Annotated in this window: 27 protein-coding genes; 7 read left to right on the forward strand and 20 right to left on the reverse strand. The window is 57.9% G+C overall.

The genetic code is table 11. The features are described from left to right. The first annotated feature begins 11 nt into the window (after positions 1 to 11). The 4 genes from FYJ43_RS05650 to FYJ43_RS05665 are packed head-to-tail and all read left to right on the forward strand — an operon-like array spanning position 12 to position 4,840. Complete coding sequence (locus tag FYJ43_RS05650; RefSeq protein ID WP_154562801.1) at positions 12 to 1,496, forward strand: Hsp70 family protein; 1,485 nt, start codon at positions 12 to 14, stop codon at positions 1,494 to 1,496. Beyond that, the gene (locus FYJ43_RS05655) at positions 1,493 to 3,247 is read left to right on the forward strand and encodes an FUSC family protein (protein ID WP_154562803.1); all 1,755 of its coding nucleotides are present in this window, start codon (positions 1,493 to 1,495) and stop codon (positions 3,245 to 3,247) included. The genes FYJ43_RS05650 and FYJ43_RS05655 overlap by 4 nt, the downstream gene beginning before the upstream one ends. Then, entirely contained in the window at positions 3,244 to 3,888 is a 645-nt protein-coding gene (locus FYJ43_RS05660; protein WP_154562805.1) for an IMPACT family protein, read from the forward strand. Before FYJ43_RS05655 ends, FYJ43_RS05660 begins: the two co-directional genes overlap by 4 nt. Positions 3,889 to 3,928: 40 nt before the next feature. Then, a complete protein-coding gene (locus FYJ43_RS05665; protein WP_326833377.1) occupies positions 3,929 to 4,840 on the forward strand; it encodes a diacylglycerol/lipid kinase family protein in 912 nt (303 codons plus the stop codon). A 9-nt stretch (positions 4,841 to 4,849) separates the two neighbouring features. Here the strand turns inward: FYJ43_RS05665 and FYJ43_RS05670 are convergent, their stop codons facing one another. From FYJ43_RS05670 to FYJ43_RS05680, 3 genes are read right to left on the reverse strand one after another with little or no spacing between them, the layout of a single operon-like run. Continuing rightward, on the reverse strand, positions 4,850 to 5,545 hold the full coding sequence (locus tag FYJ43_RS05670) for a 5'-methylthioadenosine/adenosylhomocysteine nucleosidase (RefSeq protein ID WP_456064348.1): 696 nt from the start codon (positions 5,543 to 5,545) through the stop codon (positions 4,850 to 4,852). Positions 5,546 to 5,587: 42 nt separating this feature from the next. Beyond that, positions 5,588 to 6,208 carry an L-threonylcarbamoyladenylate synthase gene (locus FYJ43_RS05675; RefSeq protein WP_326833378.1) on the reverse strand — a complete coding sequence of 207 codons (621 nt, stop codon included), beginning with the start codon at positions 6,206 to 6,208 and terminating at the stop codon, positions 5,588 to 5,590. Between the two features lie 26 nt (positions 6,209 to 6,234). Continuing rightward, complete coding sequence (locus tag FYJ43_RS05680; protein WP_195839929.1) at positions 6,235 to 6,585, reverse strand: hypothetical protein; 351 nt, start codon at positions 6,583 to 6,585, stop codon at positions 6,235 to 6,237. 243 nt (positions 6,586 to 6,828) lie between these two features. On the opposite strand from FYJ43_RS05680, the gene FYJ43_RS05685 reads away from it, so the two are divergent. Next, complete coding sequence (locus tag FYJ43_RS05685; protein WP_154562806.1) at positions 6,829 to 8,028, forward strand: pyrophosphate--fructose-6-phosphate 1-phosphotransferase; 1,200 nt, start codon at positions 6,829 to 6,831, stop codon at positions 8,026 to 8,028. A gap of 71 nt (positions 8,029 to 8,099) precedes the next feature. Here the strand turns inward: FYJ43_RS05685 and FYJ43_RS05690 are convergent, their stop codons facing one another. From FYJ43_RS05690 to FYJ43_RS05765, 16 genes are all read right to left on the reverse strand, one after another. After that, positions 8,100 to 9,263: an MFS transporter gene (locus tag FYJ43_RS05690; RefSeq protein WP_154562808.1), complete on the reverse strand. Its 1,164-nt coding sequence runs from the start codon at positions 9,261 to 9,263 to the stop codon at positions 8,100 to 8,102. Between the two features lie 211 nt (positions 9,264 to 9,474). Further along, a complete protein-coding gene (locus FYJ43_RS05695; protein ID WP_154563416.1) occupies positions 9,475 to 10,683 on the reverse strand; it encodes a YhjD/YihY/BrkB family envelope integrity protein in 1,209 nt (402 codons plus the stop codon). A 131-nt stretch (positions 10,684 to 10,814) separates the two neighbouring features. After that, entirely contained in the window at positions 10,815 to 11,402 is a 588-nt protein-coding gene (locus tag FYJ43_RS05700; protein WP_154562810.1) for a MerR family transcriptional regulator, read from the reverse strand. Between the two features lie 178 nt (positions 11,403 to 11,580). Next, a complete protein-coding gene (locus FYJ43_RS05705) occupies positions 11,581 to 12,060 on the reverse strand; it encodes a bifunctional nuclease family protein (RefSeq protein WP_154562812.1) in 480 nt (159 codons plus the stop codon). A gap of 30 nt (positions 12,061 to 12,090) precedes the next feature. Beyond that, positions 12,091 to 12,804 carry a transcriptional regulator FtsR gene (gene ftsR / locus FYJ43_RS05710; protein WP_154562814.1) on the reverse strand — a complete coding sequence of 238 codons (714 nt, stop codon included), beginning with the start codon at positions 12,802 to 12,804 and terminating at the stop codon, positions 12,091 to 12,093. Next, positions 12,804 to 13,343, reverse strand: a complete 540-nt coding sequence (locus FYJ43_RS05715; RefSeq protein WP_154562816.1) for an FHA domain-containing protein — start codon at positions 13,341 to 13,343, stop codon at positions 12,804 to 12,806. The genes ftsR and FYJ43_RS05715 overlap by 1 nt, the downstream gene beginning before the upstream one ends. Positions 13,344 to 13,377: 34 nt before the next feature. Then, entirely contained in the window at positions 13,378 to 13,782 is a 405-nt protein-coding gene (locus FYJ43_RS05720; protein ID WP_154563418.1) for a glycine cleavage system protein H, read from the reverse strand. A 64-nt stretch (positions 13,783 to 13,846) separates the two neighbouring features. Beyond that, positions 13,847 to 14,599, reverse strand: a complete 753-nt coding sequence (locus FYJ43_RS05725) for a DUF881 domain-containing protein (RefSeq protein ID WP_154562818.1) — start codon at positions 14,597 to 14,599, stop codon at positions 13,847 to 13,849. Then, positions 14,592 to 14,924: a small basic family protein gene (locus tag FYJ43_RS05730; RefSeq protein WP_154562820.1), complete on the reverse strand. Its 333-nt coding sequence runs from the start codon at positions 14,922 to 14,924 to the stop codon at positions 14,592 to 14,594. The genes FYJ43_RS05725 and FYJ43_RS05730 overlap by 8 nt, the downstream gene beginning before the upstream one ends. 42 nt (positions 14,925 to 14,966) lie before the next feature. Beyond that, complete coding sequence (locus FYJ43_RS05735) at positions 14,967 to 15,710, reverse strand: DUF881 domain-containing protein (RefSeq protein WP_154563420.1); 744 nt, start codon at positions 15,708 to 15,710, stop codon at positions 14,967 to 14,969. Positions 15,711 to 15,730: 20 nt separating this feature from the next. Next, the gene (locus tag FYJ43_RS05740; RefSeq protein ID WP_154562822.1) at positions 15,731 to 16,390 is read right to left on the reverse strand and encodes a CDP-alcohol phosphatidyltransferase family protein; all 660 of its coding nucleotides are present in this window, start codon (positions 16,388 to 16,390) and stop codon (positions 15,731 to 15,733) included. 33 nt (positions 16,391 to 16,423) lie between these two features. Further along, entirely contained in the window at positions 16,424 to 17,047 is a 624-nt protein-coding gene (gene pgsA, locus FYJ43_RS05745) for a phosphatidylinositol phosphate synthase (RefSeq protein WP_154562824.1), read from the reverse strand. Beyond that, positions 17,040 to 17,600 carry an HIT family protein gene (locus FYJ43_RS05750; RefSeq protein WP_154562826.1) on the reverse strand — a complete coding sequence of 187 codons (561 nt, stop codon included), beginning with the start codon at positions 17,598 to 17,600 and terminating at the stop codon, positions 17,040 to 17,042. Before FYJ43_RS05750 ends, pgsA begins: the two co-directional genes overlap by 8 nt. Further along, positions 17,593 to 19,680, reverse strand: a complete 2,088-nt coding sequence (gene thrS, locus FYJ43_RS05755; protein WP_326833380.1) for a threonine--tRNA ligase — start codon at positions 19,678 to 19,680, stop codon at positions 17,593 to 17,595. Before thrS ends, FYJ43_RS05750 begins: the two co-directional genes overlap by 8 nt. 73 nt (positions 19,681 to 19,753) lie before the next feature. Then, entirely contained in the window at positions 19,754 to 20,386 is a 633-nt protein-coding gene (locus FYJ43_RS05760) for a response regulator (protein ID WP_154562828.1), read from the reverse strand. A 16-nt stretch (positions 20,387 to 20,402) separates the two neighbouring features. Further along, positions 20,403 to 21,617: a sensor histidine kinase gene (locus FYJ43_RS05765; protein WP_326833446.1), complete on the reverse strand. Its 1,215-nt coding sequence runs from the start codon at positions 21,615 to 21,617 to the stop codon at positions 20,403 to 20,405. Between the two features lie 143 nt (positions 21,618 to 21,760). Here FYJ43_RS05765 and FYJ43_RS05770 point away from each other — a divergent pair, with 143 nt between their 5' ends. Both FYJ43_RS05770 and FYJ43_RS05775 read left to right on the forward strand, forming a co-directional pair. Beyond that, a complete protein-coding gene (locus FYJ43_RS05770) occupies positions 21,761 to 22,891 on the forward strand; it encodes an ABC transporter permease (protein ID WP_229771634.1) in 1,131 nt (376 codons plus the stop codon). A gap of 33 nt (positions 22,892 to 22,924) precedes the next feature. After that, complete coding sequence (locus FYJ43_RS05775; RefSeq protein ID WP_154562832.1) at positions 22,925 to 23,608, forward strand: ABC transporter ATP-binding protein; 684 nt, start codon at positions 22,925 to 22,927, stop codon at positions 23,606 to 23,608. A 51-nt stretch (positions 23,609 to 23,659) separates the two neighbouring features. Here FYJ43_RS05775 and FYJ43_RS05780 read toward each other — a convergent pair whose 3' ends face one another. Then, on the reverse strand, positions 23,660 to 24,715 hold the full coding sequence (locus FYJ43_RS05780) for an NAD(P)-dependent alcohol dehydrogenase (RefSeq protein ID WP_154562834.1): 1,056 nt from the start codon (positions 24,713 to 24,715) through the stop codon (positions 23,660 to 23,662). Positions 24,716 to 24,842 lie beyond the last annotated feature (127 nt).

Below are 24,842 nucleotides of genomic sequence, written 5' to 3' on the forward strand. Positions count from 1 at the left end.
AACTGCCGAGCATGGATCTGGGAATCGACTTAGGAACCACCTACACTGCGGTGGCTGCTGTTGATGATGGAAACCACCCCCTACTGCCCTTTCTTGACACCGAAGGTGACTCACACGACCAGCTACCCAGCGTTACCGCTGCCGTCGATGGGTCCCTTGTCCATGGTTTCGAGGCCCGCCAGGCTATGGCCGACGGAGCTCCAGGCGTACGCTCAGTGAAGCGACTGCTTGCGGAGCCTGGAGCCGGACCGTCAACCCTCGTCCACATCGCCGATATGGAGATTCCATTAGTCGACGTGTGGGCTGACTTCTTGAGGCATGTGATCGACTGCATCGACGTTCCCGGCCCGCACCGCGCCGTCCTTGGCGTTCCCACCCACTCTCATACCGGGCAGCGGCTCGTGACGATGGATGCAGCAAGGCAAGCCGGAATCGAGGTCCTTGGCCTCGTCAATGAGCCTTCGGCCGCCGGGTTGGAGTTCGCTTTGCGTCATGCCCGCAACCTCAACTCCAAACGCACCCGGGTGATCATCTACGACCTGGGTGGTGGCACCTTCGACGCATCCTTAGTCAATATGGCTGGTCAAAGCCCGGAAGTGCTTGACTCCGTCGGTCTCAACGACCTCGGTGGTGATGATTTCGACGAAGTTCTTGCTGATCTCGCGGCCAGTCACCTTGGCCAGATGACGGTTGCTCGTGCCGACCTTGTGGAAGCTTGTCGGCTCGCTAAAGAATCCTTGCGCCCCCAATCGCGCAACCTTCTCGTCGACCTAGATACAACGACGCTACGCATTCCGGTATCTGAGGTGGCCACAGCGTGCCAGCCCCTGATAGATCGCACGATTGAGGCGATGGCGCCGCTATCTTCCCTGCTCAGCAGCACCGACTCAGACGTAGCCGGCATCCACCTCGTCGGCGGAGCAACATCCTTACCCCTCGTGCCGCGCCGATTGCGTGAACTATTTGGTCGACGCGTGCATCGCTCCCCTAATCCGACGTCAGCAACCGCTATCGGTTTAGCTATCGCGGCAGACGCCGATACCCTCGGCATTCGCGATCGCCTATCTCGTGGCTTCGGTGTTTTCCGTGAGACAGAGTCTGGACGTGGGATCGGGTTCGATGTCCTCATCGATCAAAGCACCCGCCTATCGGGGACGACCACCATTACTCGCAAGTACCGCTGCCGACACAACATTGGCGTCTTTCGTTTTGTCGAATTCTCTCGAACTGATCCCAACGGCGCGCCAGTGGGCGACCTCATTCCCTTCGCCACGGTCGTATTTCCTTTTGACGAGGTTCTGCAAGACCACAACGCTGAACTCGACGCCGACCACGTCGAGGTGCATGAAATAGATAACGGTCACATCATTGAGGAGACGTACACCATTTTCGAAACCGGCATGGTTACCGCGACAATTACCGATGTTGATACTGGGTGGTCCACGACAGCCACCATGGGACGACCAACGACAAGCACCGCTATGGGCCGCGCATGAGCAAAGCAAACCAGCCGGCGAAACCTTGGCAGCTGCTGCGCAAGCTCGTCACAATCCGCCCCGCCCCTGGACGCAACCGCCAGGCGATCGTCCTCATCACCCCGATGGCCGTATCCCTCGTCACCATGGGTCTTATCGTCAGCCCGACCCATGCGGCGATGGGCATGATGGGAGCGATGGGCGCCTTAGCCGGCGTCAACAATGCTCCCTTGTCACGAGCCCGGATCCTCCTCGGGGTCGGCATCGCAACAGTTTTTTCGCAATGCCTTGGCCTGCTATCAGTGCGAATTGAGTGGTTTTTACCACTTATCCTTGCGGGCTGGAGCCTCGTCGTCGTTTGGGTCTGGCATGCACTTCAATTGGGTCCGCCTGGCCCACTCAATATTCTCTTCGCAGCCGCATTCGGCGCCTATATGGCCAGTCATGGCTGGACGGTGAGCACTGTATTCATCGCTACGGTGCCATCCTTTCTGATCGCCGCCGCAGTCTCGATGATCATCATCCTCATCTGTCCGCATCGCCCTGTCCGCGCTGCCGTTGAGAAGGCCGAAAGCGCAGTCAATGCTTACTGCGAACCTAATGACGATGCCGACAGCCACGAGGTTGCCCGGTTACGCTCAGCTGCTCACGCGGCAATTCATCGAGCATGGTGGGCATATAACGACGGTCACTCCTCCGGCGCAGATAACCCGTCCGAGATGTCTGAATTATCTGATCTGCGCGCCCGCCTCATCACCGCTCATATGCGACTCGAGCACCAGCTGCGGTTGGAAGCCTTCCCCTCGACTGATCTCTCGCTACCCGATCACGTTGATTGGACTCCGCTCGGTCGTCCCAAAACCAGTTACCTGCTGCGAACGGCGCTTGAGCGAGGATCGCGCCCAACTATGGTGGCTCTGCGCGCGGCCATCGGCGTCTTCTTTGCTTCTTTGCTCATGATCTTGCTACCGTTCGGCCACCCATACTGGGCAGTCTTGAGCGTCCTCATTATGATGCACATGGATGCAACTCACTCAGACATGACTATCCGTGCCATCCACCGGGTGCTTGGTACCGTCGTCGGCCTTGGTCTGTATTTAGCGATCGCCGCATTCGGCCCATCCGGCTGGATCCAGGTTGGTCTTATCCTGATATTTCTGTGGTGCATGCAAGCGCTGGTGACGCGCAATTATGGCCTCGCCTGCATCTTCATTACCTGCTTTGCACTTTTCATGACGCCCATAACAAAACCTGGTGAAATGTACCAGCTCGCCCAAGACCGCATTGTCGAGACCATAGTGGGCTTGGCAGTCGGCATTATCACCATCTACGTCGTCGGTCGACGCGCCCCAGTGTTGCTGGTACGAAGCCAATATCGCCGAACTCTTCGCTCAATGATGCCGGTGCTAAGGTCCTTGTCTCGGGGAGAGCACATGACCCCACAGGCCCAGGTCGAACGAAACCAAATGGTCCACGAGCTCATTCGCGGCTCAGCTCTCCTGTCGGCAACCCGCCCTGATGCTCCCCAGGCTTTACAGGACTGGTCAAAGGTAGACCGCACTGTCACCGAGACCGGCTACGACCTGCTTTCAGTGTGTTGGCACACCAATGATGAGCCAGTCCCGTGGGCACGGCGAGTGCTGGCCGACATCGCCATTTTCATTACGGGTCTGCCGCCCATCTCAAGCCAGAACCTTGACGCCCACAGCGTCGCCAACGACGTGGAAAAGATTCGGATGGATATGGTGACCTCTCTACCGGGGGTCAGATGAACGAATACAGCGTCCTAGCAGGCCCAGTTGAAGCCACAATCGAGATCAAGCGATCCGTGTTCCTCACCAGATTGGTACGGGTGACTAGCGAGGATGAGGCACGGGAAGTTATCGACCGAGCCCGTCACGACGGCCATGACGCCCGTCACCACGTCTTCGCCTTCCTCCTAGGACCACATCGTCAAATGCAGCGATGCAGCGACGATGGAGAACCCGCTGGCACGGCGGGAATGCCAACCTTGACGGCCCTCGCAGCGGCAAGCCCGGCAGGACATCCAGATCTATCCGATGTTGTCGCCGTCACCAGCCGGTGGTTCGGCGGCATCAAGCTGGGAGCCGGAGGTCTCACCCGAGCCTATGGAAACGCCGTCGGCCATGCCCTTGCAAGTGCCGAATTCCACCGACGCATCATGATGGACGCCTTTACGACCACGATGAGCCTGCGCCAAGCCGGCCACGAGGAGGGCATTATCCGTGCCGCCGGGCACCATGTCACCAATGTGGAGTACACCGCTGAAGGATCCGTGATGACATTGACGTGCCGTGCAGGCCTGGGAGATCAGATGGCCCTTGACCTATCCGAGCTGCTGGGCCGCGACGTCAACCTTACGCCCACGGGTCAGTGCTGGGCCGACGTGTAGTGGCACAGACAGTTGCAGCGCGATGCCCTAGGCTAGCGCCGTGCAGACATCTCAGCCGCGCAAGGTGGCGGTCGTCCACAATTCCGTCAAGACGCGAAACAACCCCGGCTGGCGCGACCTCATTACCAGTAAGTGCCAGGAACATTACGGCGTCACCCCTGTGTTCCTCGCTACCACGCCCAGTGATTACGGCGAGGGGCTAGCACGCAAGGCTGTCGATGAGGGAGCCGAGCTCGTCTTGGCACTTGGGGGCGACGGCACCATCCGTCATGTCGCTGCCGGCTTGGCCAACACCGGGGTTCCCATGGGCATCCTTGGGATGGGTACCGGGAACCTCTTAGCCCGTAACCTTAATCTGCCGCATACCGATCTCACGGCTTCCCTCGAAGCTACGTTATCTCGCCCGGTCAGGGCAATCGATCTGGGCTATGTTCGCTTTGACGAGTCCGAGGAAATCTGTTTCACCGTCATCATCGGAATGGGAATGGACGCCCAGACGATGGCCGGTACCCGGGACCGCCTTAAGGAAAAAGTCGGCTGGCTAGCCTATGTTGCCGCAGGCACTTTGGCCTTGGTTCAGCCGGGGTTCCAGGCTCGGACAAGCGTCGATGGTCGTCGCTCTGCCGTCACTCGAGCGCGAACAGTGCTGGTCTGCAACTGCTCAGTATTGCCAGGTGGCGTCGACCTCGTACCCGATGGCCGCATTGATGACGGAACCCTCGACGTCCTGACGCTGTCTCCTCATGGCATTGTCGGTTGGGCTGCCGTCCTCAATCACTTTGTCACCCGCCACCGTCACGGCCACCACCTAGTGCGCCACGCGACATCGCGCACTGCCCTCGTCATCTCTGGTTCGGGACCTATCCTGGCAGAAGTTGATGGTGACCCGGTGGGAACGGTGACGACAATGAGAACCCGCGTGGCGCCTGGAGCTCTCCTTGTGAAGGCCTAACCGCGTCTGTCAGACTCGCAACACGCGAGCTAGCACGTGCGCGAGATCGCGGCCACGATGTGCGGCATCGTTGAGAAATGCTGGGAAATCCACTGCCGCGTCGCCGTCGCCAGAATCCGACAGAATCCGCACCACAGCGAAGGGCACACCGAGATGGTGGGCTGCCTGCGCTAGTGCCGCACCTTCCATTTCAACAGCGCTAGCCTCAAACGTGGCGCGCAACCACGCAACCTTCTCGGCCTGAGCGATGAACTGGTCTCCACTAACGATCGTCCCTGCCACCACTCGATGGCCGCGAGGCTCGTCAAGGGTACGCACCGCATCGAACACGGTGGCGAAAAGATCAGGATCGGGCTCCCAGAACGGAGGTTCGCCAGGAACAACCCCAATCGGGTGACCAAACGCGGTGTCGTCAGCATCATGCTGGATAAATCGATTACCGACGACGACGTCACCTATCTTTAACCCGGCAGCAACGGCCCCTGCGACTCCGGTGAAAACAATGCTCGTCGCGCCAGCCTGAACCATTGCCGAGGCAGCCAACGCGGTATTCACTTTTCCTATTCCACATTGGGCAAGCACGACAGCAGTACCGTCTAGCCGTCCGCGCAGCAATTCGCACGAACCATCAAGCTCTTCGACCTCGTCAAGGTCAGCTCGAATGAGGCGTACCTCATCCTCCATAGCCCCCATCACACCAAGCACTCGTGTACACCTTTTCCTCAATCGGCCATATCCGCCATGGCGTCATTCAAAAATCGAGGGGTCCCCTGCGCCTCGACGAGTGATAACCGCCTCTCCGGAAGTGAAGTCAACCACTGTGGTTGGCTCAGTGCCACAATCTCCCGAATCGAGGACAGCATCAAGGCGGTCACCGATCTCGTCTTGAATCTGCCATCCATCGACCATTGGTGTGTCTTGACCAGGCAGCATGAGGGTCGAGGAGACAATGGGTTCATTGAGAGTTTCAAGTAGGGCCAGAGCCGTCACATGCTCAGGAACACGCACCCCGACGGTTTTCTTTCGTGGGTGCAGCATAACTTTTGGTACGTCACGAGTAGCCTTAAGAATGAAAGTATATCTCCCAGGAATAGCGGCCTTGACGGCACGGAACACCCAATTATCCATCTGGACGTACTGGCCCACCTGAGCAAACTGGCTCATGACGAGCGTGAAGTGATGCTTGTCGGATAACTGACGAATTTTGCGAATCCGGTCCAAGGCGCTCTTATTCCCCAGCCCCGCACCAAAAGCGTAACCCGTATCTGTCGGGTATGCGATCAGACCACCATCGCGCAGGATATTGACGACCTGGTTGAGAGAACGTTGCTGCGGATTTTCCGGGTGAACTGGGAAATATCTGGACACTTCGCTATCGTAACGCCGCAACAGGCTTAGCGGGCCACCAGCGTGCACACTTCGCTCGCCTGACCATGTACTTCAGTTAGACCGATAAGGGCCAGCAAACGGGTAGGCCGGGTCACCTCCGTCACGACGCTGACGGCATCCCCGTCGACAGTAATAACAAGCTGGCTTAATCTGTCAGCTTTCGCCGCTCGCGCGGAAAGCTCTGCCGCTGCACGGGCAGCTCCGGATCCATCTTGGCCGACAAGTTGTGCCGCAGATCCTTCCTCGCAGCCAGCTCGGGCCGCCTCAGCGGCCACAGTATGAGCAACACGAGTTGCCCGAGCCCGCTCTGCACCATCGACCGCGACACCGGCAGCGACGAGGAGGACTGGCAGCATCATAGTGACCAGAACGGACAAGCTGACACCGCGATCTTCGCTGCGCCGTGGGACAGGGACACCGCATCGCAGGTGTGACGGGTGCAGGCCCTGATTGCGCGAGGAATGTATCGTCATGCCAGCAGATCAGCACGCCGACAACTAATCTGGCAAGGGTTGACTTTTCGGGACCGCGGTGTGATGTTTCAGCCCGTGCCGTAGGCTTATCAGGGTCACCCTAGACAACGAAAGAAAGGTTTCCCCATGACCGTCAAGAAGGTCGCACTCCTCACTGCGGGTGGATTTGCGCCTTGCCTGTCCACTGCCATTAGTGGATTGATCCAGCGCTACACCGAAGTAGCACCCGATGTTGAGATCATCGCCTACAAGCACGGCTACGAGGGCCTACTCAAGGGAGACTTCCTCGAAGTCACCGACACTGTCCGTAAGAATGCCGAGATCCTCAAACATTTTGGTGGTTCCCCGATTGGTAATTCTCGCGTTAAACTAACGAACGCCGCTGACCTCGTTAAGCGCGGTCTCGTTGCTGAGGGCGATGACCCGCTCAAGGTTGCTGCCGACCGTCTGGTTGCCGACGGGGTTGACGTTCTGCACACTATCGGTGGTGACGACACCAATACGACTGCCGCTGATCTGGCAGCTTACCTTGCTGAGAATAATTACGGCCTGACGGTTGTTGGCCTGCCGAAGACCATCGATAACGATGTCGTTCCGATTCGTCAGTCACTAGGTGCGTCGACCGCTGCGGAGCAAGGCTCCCGCTTTGCTCAAAACATCGTTGGCGAACACAACTCTGGATCACGTATGCTTATCGTCCACGAGGTCATGGGGCGAAATTGTGGTTGGCTGACCGCTGCCACCGCTGCCAAGTACCGCGAGTGGCTCGATACCCAACAGTGGCTGCCTGAGATCGGCTTGTCCAAGAAGGCGTGGGACGTCCACGCAGTGTATGTTCCTGAGGTCCACATTGACCTCGAGGCTGAGGCCGCACGCCTGAACAAGGTTATGGACGAGGTAGGCAACGTCACCATCTTTCTGTCCGAGGGTGCCGGTTTAGACGCCATCATTGCGGAGATGGAAAAGGACGGTCAGGAGGTCCCACGTGACCCCTTCGGCCACGTCAAGCTCGACAAGGTAAACCCGGGTGCTTGGTTCGGCAAGCAGTTCGCCGAAAAACTCGGCGCCGAGAAGGTCATGGTCCAGAAATCTGGCTATTTCTCTCGTTCAGCTGCATCTAATGAGGCTGATCTGGAACTCATCGGTCGCTGCACCGACCTCGCCGTTGATTGTGCCTTGGCTGGTAAGGCCGGCGTCATTGGTGAGGATGAGGAGAACGGCGACACGTTAACGAATATCGCCTTTGATCGCATCAAGGGTGGCAAGCCTTTCGACGTCACCCAGCCCTGGTTCACCACCATGCTCAGCGAGATTGGGCAGGCCTGACAGGTTTAGCCGGGAAATGACCCTTCCGAGGGCATCAGTCCTGATAGCTGAACTGAATGAAAACGGAAGGGTCACTTTCCACTTAAGCTCAAGGTTGCTATTCGCCGCTGTGAGCGGCCAACCGCGAGCACAGAAATGAAAGCCCAGACCATCAACACTGCGAGATAGATAAATACCGGGCCATATCCCAGCCATTGAGCCAGATATGAGCTGAGCATCGGGCCAGCAAAGGCACCAAAAACGCCGTAGGCGGTGAAAGCCAGGCCGAAGATCGGACCAAAGTGCTTGATACCAAATAGCGGCGTAAGCAGCATCGGGGAAATAGTGAAAATAGTTCCCAATGTGGCTCCTGCCAAAAAGGCTACGCTGATAAGCACCCATACGCTGGTGACAAACCCCAATAGCGCGTACCCAAGCGCAAGGGTCAAGGAAGCTATGCCTCCAATCACCGTAGGGCCAATGCGGTCGAGCACTATCGCGTCAAACACGCGTACTAGCCCATTGCCGGAAACAAAGGCAGTTATAGCTGCCACGGCACTTACCGGTACCCCAACATCGTTGAGATGTGCTGAGTAGGTGGCAACAAGTGTCATCATCGCAACAGCAGCTCCGCCACCGGCGAACCAAATCGCCCATACCTGCCAGAATGCGGGAGTCCGCACAGCCTGTGTAGTCGTCACCGAAAGGGCTGCAATCTCTGTGCGAGAAGCTGTCAGGCCTGCCGCACGCTCTTTTTCAAGCCAGTGTGGGGTAGAAAGAATAATCGCCACCACCTGTGTGACAGAGATTGTGACTATGAGCGCCACAATTGTGACTGTGAACCCCCAATGTCTCAGCATGGCCCCGACGGCAGGTGCTGCCGCGGCGGCAGGAAGCGCAAAACTGGCACTAACCAGTCCGGTGACCAATCCCAACCGTCGCGGGAACCATTCTTGGACCGCAGCCAATGACGGGGAATAAGCGAACGCCGAGGATGCTCCCGACAGCAGCGCCCAAACATAAGCAGTTGGTAGTGACCGTGGGTTAACCAGCACGACTGCCAGAGAAATGAGCATGAGGACCGTCGCCGCGATATACATCCAGCGAGTCCCCAACTGCTGCCGGACGATCCCGGCGACATACGTCAACAGTCCCGAGGCTAGAACCGCGCACGTCGTCACCCAGCCTAATGATGCGTCTGAGGCTCCCGTCGCGGCCTCCCACCATGCGGTAAATAGGGGAGGCAGCGTGAACATAACGATTCCGGGTGACACTGTGCCTAGGAGACTGGCGGCTAAGGCGCAATTAGCTCTCCGTGACGACCACACGTCGCAACTCCCTTCCTGCGTTCTCAGAGCCTGGTTATGGGGGCCGATCGCACATGGGACGAGCGTGTCACCTGGTCCGGGGGGGAGGTCGGCATCGGGTCGCCCCAAGCGGATAGCGCACCACGCAATCAATGATTCACTAATCCCCACGGCGTCGACCGAGTATGGCGCCGACAACCATGCCCCCGATTGCACCGACGATACTCGCGCCGACGACCGGCAGGCGGCTCAGCTGAGATGGCGGAATTGATGTTGCGGGTGCGTTGAGTGTCGCGCCTTCAGGTACCTGATACGGCTCACCATCGGCTCTCCCACCGCTGGCCTCTGAATCACTGGCATCGGCCGGCAAGCCGATCTGCCTGCCGTCCTCGCCGTGTTCCCCCTCCGCCTGCTGACGGGCACGGTCTGCTAAAGCCGCTTCCCAGTGCCCTTCAGCTGTAACGCAATCATCACGTCCGAGCAAAGGCTCATCGCAATCATTCCACTCATTGTCAATAGCGGGTTGGTTAGCAGTTGCGATCCACGACGCAATAAAGAGAATCAACCGGGCAACGAGGTCAAAAACCAGCATAACGATAATAATCGAGCCGAAGGCTTGAACAGCTTTGTTGGAGTGAAAGGCCTGCACCAAATATCCAGCACCCACCTGCACTAGTGCGAGAGCGAATCCGGCTGTCAGTGATCCTGTGAGGATTGGGCGCCAATTCGCCTTAACCCGAGGCATCACGGTGTACAAGAAGACGAAAAGGAGCCAGCCTGCAATCGTCGTCGCTAATAACCCTGCCAACGTCAGCAGCCAGCCATGCCCAGGAACCGAGTCGAGGCCTGTCCATCGGGCCAGCATCCCGGCCATGGACGACCCAACCTGGGAAGTGGCGATCGTCAAGAGTGTCACGAGCAGCAACCCAAGAAATGCGAGCGTGTCGGAAAGCTTCGCTCGCACGAAACCACGGTCATCGCCAACCATGTCAAAATCCGGGGCCCATTCTGCCTGAATACCTTTGCGGATATTTCCAACCCATCCGATTCCTGCCCACAACGCGGTAAGAATGGACACGACGAACGCCCACAGCGATCCTCCGACTTGCATAGCGTTCTCGATGACAGCGCGAATCTGCTGCTTATCGTCTGGATCAGTGGCCAAGCTCACAACAGAGTCCACGACTTGGTCGAGCAAGTAGGGACTCAAGCGGCTCAAAATCAAACCCAACATCGCGAAAGCAAATGCAATAACCGGGATGATCGCCAGCACCGTAAAATAGGTAATGGACGCGGCAAAATGGTTGCCAAGGCGTCGGCTAAACCGAGTGTGGGCTCGCAGCAGGTGGGCGATACTGGGCCGCTTCATAATGGCGGCTATGGTGTCCTTCACAGGGGCCTCCTCGTTGAAATCATTGCATGGAGAAGGCCCACGATGCACGGTCGCCGGTCTCGAGTACGGAGGCCGCAGAGACCTTTTCCTGTTGATTCACCACACAATCACGAGGCGTGCTTAGCAATTCTGCGTGCAGTGAACTCGTCGAGCTCGGCGTCCTCCACCGGGGCGAGGCGCTCGCTCGGCAGATCAGCGAGGCTGCCCTGGACGTCGCGCCATACCCCTCCCAGTGCAATAGCGAACATCCCTTGTCCACCGCGCAGCAAGTCGATGACCTCGTTGTCGTTGGTGCATTCGTACACCGAGACCCCGTCACTCATGAGAGTGACACGGGAGAGGTCTTCAACCCCGTTACTGCGCAGGTGGTCGATCGCTACCCGGATTTGTTGCAGGGACACCCCGGCGTCAAGGAGTCGCTTGACAACCTTAAGCATGAGAATGTCGCGGAACGAATACAACCGCTGACTTCCCGAACCACGAGCTGCTCGAATCTCTGGACGGACAAGCCCAGTTCGTGCCCAGTAATCCAGCTGACGATAGGTAATACCGGCAGCGCCAGATGCCACCGGGCCACGAAAACCGATGTCCTCAGGCAACGGGGCAAAGTCGCCCTCGAATAGGGCGTCCTGTCCGCGACGCGCGTGGCCGTCGAGAGGAGTCTCAACACTCGGCTGCTCACCGGTCGTTGCCATGTCGTCACCCTTCACCAGTTCTACTCATGGTCGACGAAGCGTGACGCCTCGCCGAACGACTCTGACGCTACGGCGCGAACCTCACGTCAGGGTCGAAGCCACGCCGTCTGCCATGCATCACGCCTGTCCACCTCCGCTAAACATCCTTCTCACTAGGCATTTTGCCGTGGCCTCAAGGTCAACCAGAGGTAGAGGGTCCAGGTCCAAAATCGTCGGGACTAACGTTGTCAAGGAAATGTCGAAACTCCTCAACAGCATCTTCTGGGCCGGCATCGAGGAGAATCCCAGCCGTAGAAATCACCTCGTCGCTGCACCAGATCGGGACTGGCAAGCGCAATGCGAGAGCCACCAGGTCAGAGGGGCGAGCGTCGATATGCATATCCCCCAGCACCAATTCACCAAACCAAATGCCGTCTTCGACCTTAGTAATGATGCACTGCGGCTCTTCCTCACACAGCAGTGCGATGACACGCGCCAATAAGTCGTGGGTGAAGGGACGGACAGGCTCCCGTTCGTTGATGGCGTCCATAATCGCCGTTTTTTCAGGATCCGCGATCCACAAAGCAAGATGACGTCGACCATCAGCCTCGCGCAGCAGCAGCACCGCCGCCCCGGAAACAGGTTCGGTCCGAATCTCGGCAACCTCGAGCAAGACCATGGGATCACCCTAGCGCGCGCCCGACGTCGATTAGTTACCTGACCAATGCTCCAACATGTCGTAAACCATCGCGGTATGGGCGTGCATCATCACTTTGGTCGTCTCAGCAGCGATTTTAGACGCTTGATCGGGATGCCTCGCGTGGGGAATGAGGGCTTGCTCGATGAGTCCAGCCTCATGTTCTGCGGCCTGTCTGATAGCGCGCATGTGACGGGTGTCCATACCGTATGCCATCAACCGACGCGCGGCGACGCAAATGACAAGGGCTTCTTGACCATAGTACGAGGCTCCTCGCTTTGGACGCACCAATTGGTGACGCTCAAGCTCCATAAGCATGGCTTCGGTAATACCGGAAGCACGAATAAGCTCGCGCCGGTTCATCCGAATAGGCCCACGAGTCCGGACAATTCCAGGACCAGTCGGCTCAGGCTGACGATCAGCAGCATCGTCGTTTTCGGTCGGAAGGGGAGGTGCCTCAGACACTGGAGGTTCCTCACCCCGGTCCATCATGTCCAAGTGGTCTCGGATAACCCGCAGCGGCTGGAAATGGTCACGCTGGCACGTCAGGATGTACCGCAATCTTTCGACGTCAGAATCGGAGTACTTGCGGTATCCCGATGGTGCCCTCTCAGGGGAGAGCAGGCCCTCGGACTCTAGAAATCGGATCTTCGAAATGCTCAGGTCGGGAAAATCCGGTTTGAGAGTCTTCATGACCTGCCCGATTGTGCGGACAGATCTTGGCATCAGGCGCGACCGGCCCCACTCGTCCCCGATGTCGTACCACCTGTGTGGTAGGTCATCCGGAATTTACCGATCTGAACTTCATCACCGTCACGCAATACCGCTGAACCATCGACAAGAGTGCGGTTGACATACGTGCCGTTGAGGCTGCCTTGGTCCTCAATAATCATTCGGCCATCGTGGCGAATGAACTTCACATGGTGTCGCGACACCGTGATGTCGTCGAGAAAGATATCGGAATGTGTGGAGCGCCCTGCCGTCGTCTCATCCTGATCTAGCAAGAACTGGGCACCAAGATTCGGGCCTCGCCGCACCACCAACATGGCATTCTCTGCGGGAAGATCAGCGATGTCCTGCAAGACTCCGGCGGGAAGATCCACATTCGGCGACGTCTCCTCGGTCACCGTCGACTCGTTGATAGTCGGGATCACACCAGTATTGTCACCCGGTGTGTCGATGGGTACCCCGAGTCGGGTCCCGCATCGGGAGCAAAAGTTTGCGCCATCTTCGTTGACATGGCCGCACATGGGGCACTTGTTCATGTTCGCATCCTCGCTCTCGGGGTCTCCGAAATAGTCATTCTAGGGGTACCTCCCCCATGCTCGCGAGGTATTCATCTGGGTCGAGCAACTCGTCGAGCTGCTCTGGATCCGACATTCTTACGTCGAAGAGCCATCCGTCGCCCCAAGGGTCAGCCTCGACCTCTTCAGAGCCGATCGCTGGGTTCACCGCTACAACCTCGCCAGTTACCGGCGAAACAATCTCCCAGGTACGCGCTGAAAATTCTACGTCTCCACAACAATCACCGCAGACAACCTGCTCGCCATCATCGGGAAGGGACAGCGACTCGACCGCTCCCCAGCGATCCAGAAGGACCGACGTGAATCCCAGTCGCACTCGATGACCGTTGCCGGGCCTCACCCATAGGTGGTCCGAGGTACACAACACATCATCGGGAATCTCGGTCATCACCACCTCCATGACAGGCCGACGTAAAAAATGTTCGCACTCGCAGAGTACCGCGCCGCGCGCCTTGATGCCTGCCTCATCTCGCTGGTGTTGCATGAGTCATTGGTTGTGGATGAGCTATCGCCGTAATAGTAAGATCCTGCGAGGTCGTCACCTCGACGCTGGCACCCACCTTGTCTGACTCCATTTGGGAGACCAAACCGCCACGGAATTTCGCTCCCTCTTTGAGATCGTGAGGCTCGCCAATAATCGTAAGGGTGTACGGGCGGGTGACGGTGGCGCCGCTAACTTGCAGACCATCTGGGCTCGGCGCAAACCACGTGTCGGCAACGACGCGCACCGTGTTATTGAGCATGATGGCCTCAGCCCCAGCGTCACGCATTTCTTCAACGGCATCGAGCATCATGTCTGAGGTGACCTTGTTGTCAGGATCATCAATAGTGATCGTGACACCAGGCCCGTGAACGGGGACAGTACCAGCCAAGATCTTCATCCGAGTAAGCCGTTCCTCAGCTTGCTGCTGAGCAACCTTTCGAGAATCAGCGCCCGACTGGAGCTCCCTTGTCGTGGCGCGTAGATCAGCAATTTCCGAATCAAGCTGGCGCGACGAGTCCGATAACGAATCCAGCATCGTCACTAGATCGGCTCGACTCATGGTGGAGTAGGCGTCCTGATCGTGACGAGATCGCACCTGAGTAACGACCATGAATGAGCACAGACACAAGATGATGGCAACAAGAATCTGGCCAGTCGATACTGAGGCTAGGTCCTTGCCAATCGTGCGCCAGCGATGCCCCGCCCGGTCTCGTCGATCGCGATGCTCAGGCATGAAGTACCTCGCGCCGAATGGCGGCAGCATTAGTAAAAATACGAATACCTAAGACGACGACGACCGCAGTCGACAGTTGCGAACCCACACCAATCTGATCCCCCACCCAGACAATGAGAGCAGCAATAGCGACATTGGACAAGAAGGACACAACGAAGACACGGTCCGAGAACGTGTGAGCCAAATAGGCACGCACTGCACCGAAGATCGCATCCAGCGCAGCAACGATCATGATTGGCAAATACGGCTGCAAACCAGGCGGCAGGGTCGGATTAACTGCGATACCGATAATGATCCCGACCACCAAGCCGATGAGCGCAATCATGGGTGTCCTTCCTGTGTGTCAGTGCCGTTCATCGTCTCATTGTCAACGATGGGGGCTCGCGTGACTCACCGATGCCTTCGATTCCGGCACAGAAACCCGGTCTTTCGTCGTCACCTGATAGGTGATCGACGAATTATCTCTGAGGTACGTCATCCAACGACCGCCAGGTGTATCTGCCAGTTCAGCAGGAAGCTTCTGCGGTGAGCCAATGGCTTCGACGACGTAGGGGCGAGACAGCGACACGTAATCGACCGTGATCGCCGATCCGGCAGAGCGAATCGCGGTGCGAGGCCCAACACGGTGTCCGTTGATAGCTACTGCTTCCGCGCCGGCTTGCCACAACGCATTGACCAACCGTCGCATATCCTTATCGCCAAGTTCGTCGGCGGGCGCAGCGTTGGCGTCATCCACGATAATGCGTATTCCCGGGCCCACCATTGCAGTTGTCGCCGAGTCCAGACCTACCTCTTCGTCAATCGGGGAAGCCGTCACCCCCTTCATGGCATTGACTGATGCACGCAACCTATCCAATTCAGCGTGCTGGGCCGATTCGTGAGCCTGAGCCGATTGCACGTGGGCGACAAGGTTTTTGCGTTCTCGCGCATCCAGAGGCGCCCGGGCAACTGTCGACCGCCATGCAATACCGATGAGCACGCCTGTGACGAGGAGTAACACCACGGCTGCCACCCCGATCGGCCGACGAGAGATGGCACCCGGGTCCTGATCGTGGCGTGCTTGGTAGTTGGGATCGAGTGCCTGCTCACGAACCTCACGCAACAGGTCCATCGACGCGTCCGGACGCTGCTTCACGACTGCTCACCCCGCGAATCCATACGCGGTACGGTTCGGACAATGTGGATGGTTTGGGCCAGGTAGAGGAAAAATGCCCACCAGTAGAGGGCTGTCCCCCACACTGCGAAAGCCCATCCGAGCACCCGACACACCGTCCATCCACCGGAACCGAAATGTCCCAGTAGCACCAGCGGAAAGGAATACAGCAGGCAGAAGGTCGCCGCTTTGCCGACGAAATGGACTGGCAGGGATGTGAATCCACGCGTCCGTAATGCCGGGACGAGACAGGCCATACACACGTCACGGGCAACAAGAAGGATGACCAGCCACAACGGGATGACATTGCGCAGCGTCAAGGCAATGACAGTCGCAAAAATATAGAGACGGTCAGCAATCGGATCGAGCATCTGCCCGATGCGGGACACTTGGTGCCACCGGCGAGCGATCCGACCGTCTAGCCAATCCGTCAGGCCCGCCACAGCAAGTACCCCGACGGCCCATCCGTCTAAACGCGGCCCCAAAGCGAGCCATAAAAAGGCGGGTACACCGATGAGTCGGATGATTGACAAGACGTTAGGGACCGTCCAAAACCGATCAGTATCCCATGGATTAGCCTCAGGAATGTCACCATGCGGCGGGGTGCGCATCACGACATCTACCCTAGCCATCCGCATCCTTCAGTTAGGAAACCGGTCACCACGTCCCCCTCATGACTCGCACGCCCGGCGCACCGCCACCATTCGTTGGACGACAGTGATCGCTCCTGCCAGCGTCAGATAACACAACGCAACTGGCAACGCAGCCAGGCACCAATGAGGGAGGACCCCGACCCTGGCGAGCCCAGTGATTTCAATAGCCACCAAGCTCACAAGTAGACGGTCCGCACGAGTCGCGATGCCCACCTTGGCTTCTACACCGACCGACTCAGCCTTGGCGCGCACGTAGGAGGTCGCCATGCCGAAGACCAGGGCAGCGCACGACATCGCCGTCCACAGCATGCTGTTACCCGGCCCGGCGAAGTACAGGGCCACTCCGACAAAGATTGCAGCGTCGCCGAAGCGGTCCAGAGTCGAATCTAGGAACGACCCCCATTGGGAGTGGCGTCCCAGCTTGCGAGCCATGTTGCCGTCGAGAGAGTCAGAGAAAATAAACAGGGTAACCAACCAAGGCCCCTGCCACAGCCAGCCACGCGGAAAGCACACGAGGGCCATAAGCACGGCACCAATTGTCCCGATCCACGTAACCACATCGGGAGTGACATGGGCCCTCAGTAGAGCATCAGCAATGGGATTCATCACCTTAGCCCATCCGGCTCTGAAGTGCTCAAGCATGAGTCATCCACGCATCAGCTAGCATACGACGGCCATCACCGAGTAACTGTGGGACAGCACGAACCCCGGCGACAATAGGCAAGAAGTTCGTATCTCCAGTCCATCGCGGGATGACATGTTGGTGCAGGTGTGCAGCAACCCCGGCGCCGCCAGATGCACCTTGGTTGATACCCATATTGAACCCTTGCGGATGGCAGACCTCTTGAAGAGTACGGATGGCATCCTGAGTAAGCTGAGCAATCTCGACAATTTCCTCCTGGGTCGCGTCGACATAGCCAGCAACGTGACGGTACGGACACACCAGCATATGTCCGGGACCGTAGGGGTAAAGGTTCATGATGACGTAACAGTGCTCGCCTCGGTGAACGATGAGGGCGTCCTCGTCAGTACGCTGCGGGGCAATGCAGAAAGGACAGCCATCCTCGGGACGATCACCATGAGGTTTATTCTCACCAGAGATGTACGCCATCCGGTACGGAGTCCAGAACCTCCTGAAGGAGTCCGGGACCCCGGCCAGGTTCTCAGCGAATTCGAGGCGGTAATCCTCAGTCATCGACAACTCCGCAATCATTGACAACTCCGCGCAATGTCTCGGCAGTCGGATCATCGTTTCGGTGTCCGTCATTCCACGCTGTAATCAGCTTTACAGCCTCGTTCACGGCGATGCCGTTGACTTGAGACCCATCACGCAGCCGGAATGACACGGCACCGGCCTCGGCGTCCTCACCGCCCGCGATAAGGACGAAAGGCACCTTCTCTTTTGAGGCATTGCGGATCTTTTTGCCGAATCGATCCGAGGACAGATCCGTCTCGACCCGAATGCCGCGCGAGCTCAACGCATCGGCGACGTTGTTGACGTAGCCGTTGAATGCTTCCGCCACCGGCACCAAACGCACCTGGACCGGGGCGAGCCAGACCGGGAAAGCACCCGCATAGTGCTCAGTAAGCACGCCAATAAACCTCTCGACGCTACCCAGCTTGGCCGAGTGCAGCATGATCGGACGCTGATGGGTACCGTCGGCCGCCGCATACTCCAAGTCGAAGCGCTCAGGCTGGTTAAAGTCGTACTGAATCGTCGACATCTGCCAGGTACGCCCGATGGCGTCCTTAACCTGCACCGAAACTTTAGGGCCATAAAAGGCTGCGCCGCCTGGATCAGGGACAAGCTGCAGACCGGTGCTCCGGCATACCTGGTCGAGGGTATCGGTAGCGATCTGCCAGTCCTCATCAGAGCCGATGAACTTTTCTCCGTTCACGGCATCGCCCTCACGGGTGGACAGTTCGAGGTAAAAATCATTCAAGCCGAAATCAGCCAAGATAGATAGGAAGAATTCAATCTGCTTCTTGATCTCGTCGGGGGCTTGGTCGCGGGTGCAGTAGGTATGGGAGTCGTCTTGGGTAAAACCTCGCATACGAGTCAGCCCGTGGACAACGCCCGACTTCTCGTACCGGTAGTCATGTCCCATCTCAAAGAACCGCAGTGGCAACTCGCGGTACGACCGACCTCGCGACCGGAAGATGAGGTTGTGCATGGGGCAGTTCATGGCCTTGAGGTAATACTCCTGGCCAGCCCGGGTGACGTTGCCTTTCTCATCCCGCTCCTCGTCGACAAGCATCGGCGGAAACATCGTGTCAGCGTAATAGGGCAAGTGACCCGAGGTGTGGAATAGCCCGCCCTTCGTGATCTCTGGAGTGTGGACGAAAACGAACCCCGCCGCCATATGACGAGTGATGACGTGTTCCTCGATGAGGTGACGCAACATCGCGCCCTTGGGATGAAAAACCACCAAACCCGGCCCAATTTCCTCCGGGAAGGAGAACAGATCAAGCTCGGCACCTAGCTTTCGGTGATCGCGACGCTCAGCCTCCTTGATGCGATGCTGGTATGCCAGCAAGTCTTCACGGCTCGCCCAGGCGGTGCCATAAATACGCTGCAACTGGTCGTTGGCTTGGTCACCCTTCCAGTACGCGGCTGAGAACTTCGTCAAAGCGAAAGCATTTGCCAGATATTTCGTCGAGGGCACATGGGGGCCACGGCAAAGGTCCTTCCATGCCACCTCGCCGTCGCGACGCACGTTGTCGTAGATCGTCAGCTCAGTGCCACCAACCTCGACCGAGGCACCCTCAGCACCCTTGCCCTTCGTACCAATGAGTTCCAACTTGTAAGGCTGGTCGGCCAATTCCTCGCGGGCCGACTCCTCGGTTGTCACTCGACGCACGAAGCGCTGATTCTCTTTGACGATTCGCTTCATCCGCTTTTCAAGTTCTGAAAGGACCTCAGGGGTGACAGGTTCTATGTTGCCGAAGTCATAGTAGAACCCGTCAGTAATGAACGGACCAATACCCAAGTTCACCTCGGGGTACAGCTGCTGGACGGCTTGAGCCATGACGTGGGTGGCCGAGTGCCGAATGATGTTGAGCCCGTCGTCACTGGTAGCCTCAACTGGCTCCACGTCGGCACCGTCATACAGTTCACGCTGAAGGTCGACAAGATTGCCGTCAACACGCATAGCGACGATGGTGCGATCGGAGCCAAACAGATCTAACCCAGTAGTTGTGGTGTCCACCTGCTGGGTCCTGGAGGTACCGGAACGGTGCAGGATGATGCTGATGGACACGATTGACTTCCTCACTCGATAGCAGTCCGACGGATGTCGGACACTGTCTAATCATGCCGTACCCAGTGGGGTTGATTCGACTCCTGGGTCAGCGAATGAGACCACTATCCCGAGCTTTGGCGACAGCTGCGCCCCGAGACGTGACTCCGAGCTTGGTGTAAATGTGCGATAGGTGCGTCTTGACGGTGGCTTCAGACACCACGAGCAATTGCGCAATCTGTGCATTCGATAGTCCCTCCGCAGAAGCTTCCAGGACGTCAAGTTCCCGGGCTGTCAGCGAAGTCTGCGGAGAGCGCATTCGAGCCATGAGGCGCGTCGCGACGGCTGGGGCTAAAGCTCCTTCGCCTCGCGCGGACTGATGGATGGCGGACAGTAGTTCCTCAGCAGGCGCATCTTTGAGCAGATACCCCGTAGCGCCGGCCTCGACCGCAGCCAAAATGTCCGCATCTGTGTCGTAATTGGTGAGGATGAGGACTTCAGGCGGATTGGGCTGAGATCGAATCGTTCGCGTCACATCGACCCCGGAAAGCGCGTCAGTGCCACTACTGAATTGCAAATCAAGTAAGACAAGATCAATGTCGACACTAGCTGCCGCAGCGAGGGCCTGAGACGGAGTCGAGGCAGTCGCAACAATCTCAATGTCAGGGTCGGTTCCGAGTAATGCCGCAACCCCTGCTCGGACCACCGGATGGTCATCTGCAATAAGGACACGCACAGTCATGATGACTCTCCTTGGCTTATGACGGCTCTCTTAAACAGTGGTGAACGCGCGACGCTGCGGGAAGGGGAAGATCGACATTAACAATGGTGCCCTCCCCCGGCTTAGACGTTATGGAGACGTCACCCGACACGTCTTCAACCCGCTGCCGGATAGCCTGTAACCCGAATGATCCGTCGCCGGCGGGCGCCTTCAGATCCATACCGATCCCGTCGTCACTAACCCTCAACAGCACATGGTCCGAGCTGGGACGCACAATCGTGATCGACGCATGGTTTGCGTGGGCGTGACGCACGACATTCGACATGGTTCCCTGACACAGCCTCAACAGCACTGTCTGGATCTCCATGGGAAGATCAGAGGTATCAGGGCAGTCGACGTCGACGTGCAGACCTCCGATTGACCAGGTCGTTACTGCGAGCCGCTCAAGCACGGTGGGAAGTCCTTGACGGGCAACCGTAGGAGGGGCCAATTCGGCAATGAGACCGCGGGTCTCCGAAAGAGCCTCTGAGGAGGCCCGATGCGCAAGGTGAATTTGCTCAATGGCGGGGTGATCGGGAGCGGTGCGCTCCACCGCAGATAGCAATAGACCGATACTTGAAAGAGATTGAGAGACGGTGTCGTGAATCTCGCGCGCCAATCGTGCTCGTTCCTCCAGCACGCCAGCTTGACGCTGAGAGGCGGCTAACCTCTTTTGTACCGTCAACAGGTCCCCATTAAGGCGTTCCAACTCGGTCGCCTGAACCTCCATGGCCTTCAAAGACAAACCGACAACGACGGCGACCGTGGCTCCCGCAACTGGACCGACGACGCCTCCGACACTCCAGCCTCTCGCCAACCCGACTGCAAGCACGATGGCCACCGCCCCCACAACGACCGCGACGCACGCTTGCAAGGGCGCTAGATGATCCACATACACAAATGACAGCGGAATCGTCAGATACGCGGCATAAGGAAAGTCGATTGCCAGTACGACCGAAACGATCACCAAAGCTGCCACCAATAAGGGACGCCACAATGCGCGGCGAGAACGATCCATGACGTGGGTACCCATCAAAGTGGTGTACACAACAATGAGTAATGCCGTCCACATGAGGATCCGCGCCAAATGTGGCGGAGATAACACGAAAGCCATGGCGATGGTGAAGATGACAAGGCCGGCGAAAAGCACCTGAATACCGATCTGCATCCCTACCTCGATGGCCACGGCGCGCCCACGGTGACCAATGTCAATGTCTCGCCAGCGGTGCAGCCTATGACGGGCGTATGTGGTGGTATTCATCGGGCCCAAGTGTAGATCCTGGCGTAAATGCGGCACCGAGGCCCAGCGTCACATCATCCAAAAGATTGAGACGCACATCCAACCTGTGTCGAAACATGACCACACCGTGCGCCGATGCCGACACGACGTTTTGCCACGACAGTGGAGCAGTCAACAATAAGGAGTTCCTCATGTTCCTCGCACGGCGTGACCTGGCTTTCGCTCAAGGACGGTTCGCCCTCATGACCGCTGTAGTTACCCTCATCTGTGTTTTAGTTGGTTTTCTCACAGGGCTTGCCGGAGGACTTGCTCAGCGCAGTGTGGCTGCAGTGGTACACCTGCCAGCCGATCGTATTGTGCTCGCGAAGAATGGATCGACTGCGACATGGACTGATTCGCGCATCAGTGACAATCAGCTCACGAAATGGCAATCTCTCAGCGGTGTCTCCACGGCCACACCGCTCGGAATCACCCAGACCCAAGCCAGGAAAGGCGATACCGAATCTGCAATCGCCATCTTCGGATCTGACGTCGCCGTAACATCACTGGGAGTCCCATCACAGGGCAACGTCATTATTTCGCAAACGATTGCCGACAGCCTTGGTTTGAAGAGGGGAGACTCGGTGGAGATCGGCTCCCGAGAGTTCACTGTGCAGTCGGTCGGAGACAACACCTGGTACAACCATTCTGCTGTTGTTGCTATGGGGTATAGGCAGTGGCGCGAGACTGCGGCACGTATGGGTCAAACTAAACCAACCGCACTGCTCGTCCGTGGCACGCCAGATTGGCAAGCCGTAGATCGGGCTGTCGGAACTGAATCAGCAACGCCGTGGGTATCTGTGCGGATGTTGCCAACTTTTGAATCTGAAATCGGTTCTTTGGCCCTTATCATCGTCTTACTTCTCGGTATTTCTTCCCTTGTTGTGGGAGCCTTCTTTACGGTTTGGACAATACAGCGCCGCCACGATATTGGCGTCCTTCGAGCCTTAGGAGCGACGACCAAAGCCTTGCGTCGCGACGCCCTCGGCCAAGCAGGGGTGATTCTAGGTATTGGCATCGGAACAGGGCTTGTCATAGTGACGATTGCCGGGTATGCCATTCGCCCCGCGATGCCCTTCGCCATGTCGTGGTGGACAACGTTGGCGCCAGGTGCCTTACTCGGCCTGCTCGGACTTGCCGGAGCAGCCATGGCAATCCGGTCTATGTCGAATACCGAACCCGAGCAAACCCTCGGCCCCACCCGCTAACTCACGTCATCACCACGTTCCAGGAGTTTCATCATGATCGATCTTGACAGCGTCACCTTTACCCGCCCTGACGGTGCCCGCCGCGTAACAGCCTTAGACAACGTCAGCATTCACGTCGACAATGGCCACGTCGCCGTCATCACCGGGCCATCAGGTTCGGGAAAGTCAAGTCTCCTTGCCGTGGCGTCGACCTTGGCTCGACCCGACAGCGGAACCATTTACATCGACGACACTGAGGTCACTGGGCTTGACGATGCCAGTGCCACCCAGTTACGCCGGGAGCGCATTGGCATCGTCTTCCAACAGTCCAACCTCATCGCGAGTCTCGACGCGCGTGACCAACTCGTCATGATGGGCGAGCTCGATGGCGCCCATCGCTCAACGCGGGCGCGACGCCGCACGCAGGCCGAGGAACTCCTTGACGCTGTAGGACTGGCCGATCACATGCACAAACGGCCAGCCCAGTTGTCTGGCGGACAGCGCCAGCGAGTCAATATCGCCCGTGCGCTCATGAATGAACCTACTGTGCTGGTCGTGGACGAGCCAACCAGTGCTCTGGACTCGCAAGCGGCAGCGCATATTACCGATATGGTCGTCAAGCTCACCCACGAACACAACGCCGCTACCATCCTCGTCACTCATGACGAAAATCTCATCGCCCGGGGATCACAGCATTTACACATGCTCGATGGACGCCTCACGCCCGCTCGTCGTTAACAGCTAGCCCGTCACCAGCACGCAGGAGTATCGGTTCACGTCTCAGCTAATTCAGGCTGCTTCCTCGAATGTCGCGGTGTCGATGACAAAGCGGAATCTCACATCGCCTGCCACGACTCGGTCGTATGCTGCGTCGACCTCGTTCACCCCGATCTTTTCCACCCACGCCCCGATGTGGTGCTCGGCACAGAAGTCGAGCATCTCCTGGGTCTGAGGAATGCCACCGATATTCGACCCAGCAAGAACCTTGGAGCCGTTAATAAGTGAACCAATTGGTAGCCCAAGTTCCTCAGGTGGCAAACCGACGCAGGTCATAACCCCACGAGGCTTGAGTAGCTTAAAGTAAGCCGACAAATCGATCGGGGCGCTAATAGTATTAAGAATGAAATCGAACTCTCCCTGATGATCCCGGAAGAAGTTGTCGTCGCTGGTAGCAAGAGTCCGCGAGGCCCCGAGTTTTGTGGCCAACTCTGCCTTGCGCAGACTCCGCGAAAGCACCGTGACGTTGGCCCCCTTGGCGGCGGCAATCTGAACGCCCATATGGCCTAGTCCGCCCAGACCTAACACGGCAACGTTCTGGCCAGCACCGACGTTCCACTGGGCGATCGGCGAGTACGTCGTAATGCCGGCACATAGCAGTGGAGCTGCCTCCATGAAGTCCAGAGAATCGGGGATGCGGCAGACGAACTTCTCGTTAACAACGATTTTCTGAGAATAGCCGCCCTGGGTGATCGTTCCGTCAACGTCACGAGAGTTATACGTCCCGACGGGACCGTTGAGGCACGCCTGCTGCTCCCCCGCCTCGCACTGTTCGCAATGGCCACACGAGTTAACCAAACATCCGACACCTACCCGGTCGCCGGGCTGGTACTGCGTCACGTCGGAACCCACAGCCTCAACAACTCCGGCAATCTCATGACCGACGGCCAGTGGAAAGTGCGCCTGACCCCACTCGTTGCGAATGGTGTGGATGTCGGAATGGCAGATTCCAGCCGCTTTGATGTCGATGACGACGTCGTCGGGGCGAGGATCTCGCCGTTGGATCTCGACGACCTTAAAGGGCTTATCCGAGTCTTCCTTCTGAAGAGCTTTAACGGTGATGGGCATGAGTGCGCCTCCTAGTTGATCCCCAGCGCCAATCTCGCGACACTGACGTGACCACAGTATTACGGCGTTGAACTGGGTCATCGTTGAACTGGGTCGTCACAGTCACTCTGATGACCGGGAAGTAAAG

It is taken from the genome of Cutibacterium porci (genome assembly GCF_009696315.1).
Lineage (GTDB): Bacteria > Actinomycetota > Actinomycetes > Propionibacteriales > Propionibacteriaceae > Cutibacterium > Cutibacterium porci.

Bases quoted from the DNA above. Each gene is read 5' to 3' on its own strand.
- FYJ43_RS05650 (WP_154562801.1), top strand. From the start codon at position 12: ATGGATCTGGGAATCGACTTAGGAACCACCTACACTGCGGTGGCTGCT.
- FYJ43_RS05655 (WP_154562803.1), top strand. From the start codon at position 1,493: ATGAGCAAAGCAAACCAGCCGGCGAAACCTTGGCAGCTGCTGCGCAAG.
- FYJ43_RS05660 (WP_154562805.1), top strand. From the start codon at position 3,244: ATGAACGAATACAGCGTCCTAGCAGGCCCAGTTGAAGCCACAATCGAG.
- FYJ43_RS05680 (WP_195839929.1), bottom strand. From the start codon at position 6,585: ATGCTGCCAGTCCTCCTCGTCGCTGCCGGTGTCGCGGTCGATGGTGCA.
- FYJ43_RS05685 (WP_154562806.1), top strand. From the start codon at position 6,829: ATGACCGTCAAGAAGGTCGCACTCCTCACTGCGGGTGGATTTGCGCCT.
- FYJ43_RS05690 (WP_154562808.1), bottom strand. From the start codon at position 9,263: ATGTTCACGCTGCCTCCCCTATTTACCGCATGGTGGGAGGCCGCGACG.
- FYJ43_RS05695 (WP_154563416.1), bottom strand. From the start codon at position 10,683: ATGAAGCGGCCCAGTATCGCCCACCTGCTGCGAGCCCACACTCGGTTT.
- FYJ43_RS05700 (WP_154562810.1), bottom strand. From the start codon at position 11,402: ATGGCAACGACCGGTGAGCAGCCGAGTGTTGAGACTCCTCTCGACGGC.
- FYJ43_RS05705 (WP_154562812.1), bottom strand. From the start codon at position 12,060: ATGGTCTTGCTCGAGGTTGCCGAGATTCGGACCGAACCTGTTTCCGGG.
- ftsR (WP_154562814.1), bottom strand. From the start codon at position 12,804: ATGCCAAGATCTGTCCGCACAATCGGGCAGGTCATGAAGACTCTCAAA.
- FYJ43_RS05715 (WP_154562816.1), bottom strand. From the start codon at position 13,343: ATGAACAAGTGCCCCATGTGCGGCCATGTCAACGAAGATGGCGCAAAC.
- FYJ43_RS05720 (WP_154563418.1), bottom strand. From the start codon at position 13,782: ATGGAGGTGGTGATGACCGAGATTCCCGATGATGTGTTGTGTACCTCG.
- FYJ43_RS05725 (WP_154562818.1), bottom strand. From the start codon at position 14,599: ATGCCTGAGCATCGCGATCGACGAGACCGGGCGGGGCATCGCTGGCGC.
- FYJ43_RS05730 (WP_154562820.1), bottom strand. From the start codon at position 14,924: ATGATTGCGCTCATCGGCTTGGTGGTCGGGATCATTATCGGTATCGCA.
- FYJ43_RS05735 (WP_154563420.1), bottom strand. From the start codon at position 15,710: ATGGACCTGTTGCGTGAGGTTCGTGAGCAGGCACTCGATCCCAACTAC.
- FYJ43_RS05740 (WP_154562822.1), bottom strand. From the start codon at position 16,390: ATGCGGATGGCTAGGGTAGATGTCGTGATGCGCACCCCGCCGCATGGT.
- pgsA (WP_154562824.1), bottom strand. From the start codon at position 17,047: ATGCTTGAGCACTTCAGAGCCGGATGGGCTAAGGTGATGAATCCCATT.
- FYJ43_RS05750 (WP_154562826.1), bottom strand. From the start codon at position 17,600: ATGACTGAGGATTACCGCCTCGAATTCGCTGAGAACCTGGCCGGGGTC.
- FYJ43_RS05760 (WP_154562828.1), bottom strand. From the start codon at position 20,386: ATGACTGTGCGTGTCCTTATTGCAGATGACCATCCGGTGGTCCGAGCA.
- FYJ43_RS05770 (WP_229771634.1), top strand. From the start codon at position 21,761: ATGACCACACCGTGCGCCGATGCCGACACGACGTTTTGCCACGACAGT.
- FYJ43_RS05775 (WP_154562832.1), top strand. From the start codon at position 22,925: ATGATCGATCTTGACAGCGTCACCTTTACCCGCCCTGACGGTGCCCGC.
- FYJ43_RS05780 (WP_154562834.1), bottom strand. From the start codon at position 24,715: ATGCCCATCACCGTTAAAGCTCTTCAGAAGGAAGACTCGGATAAGCCC.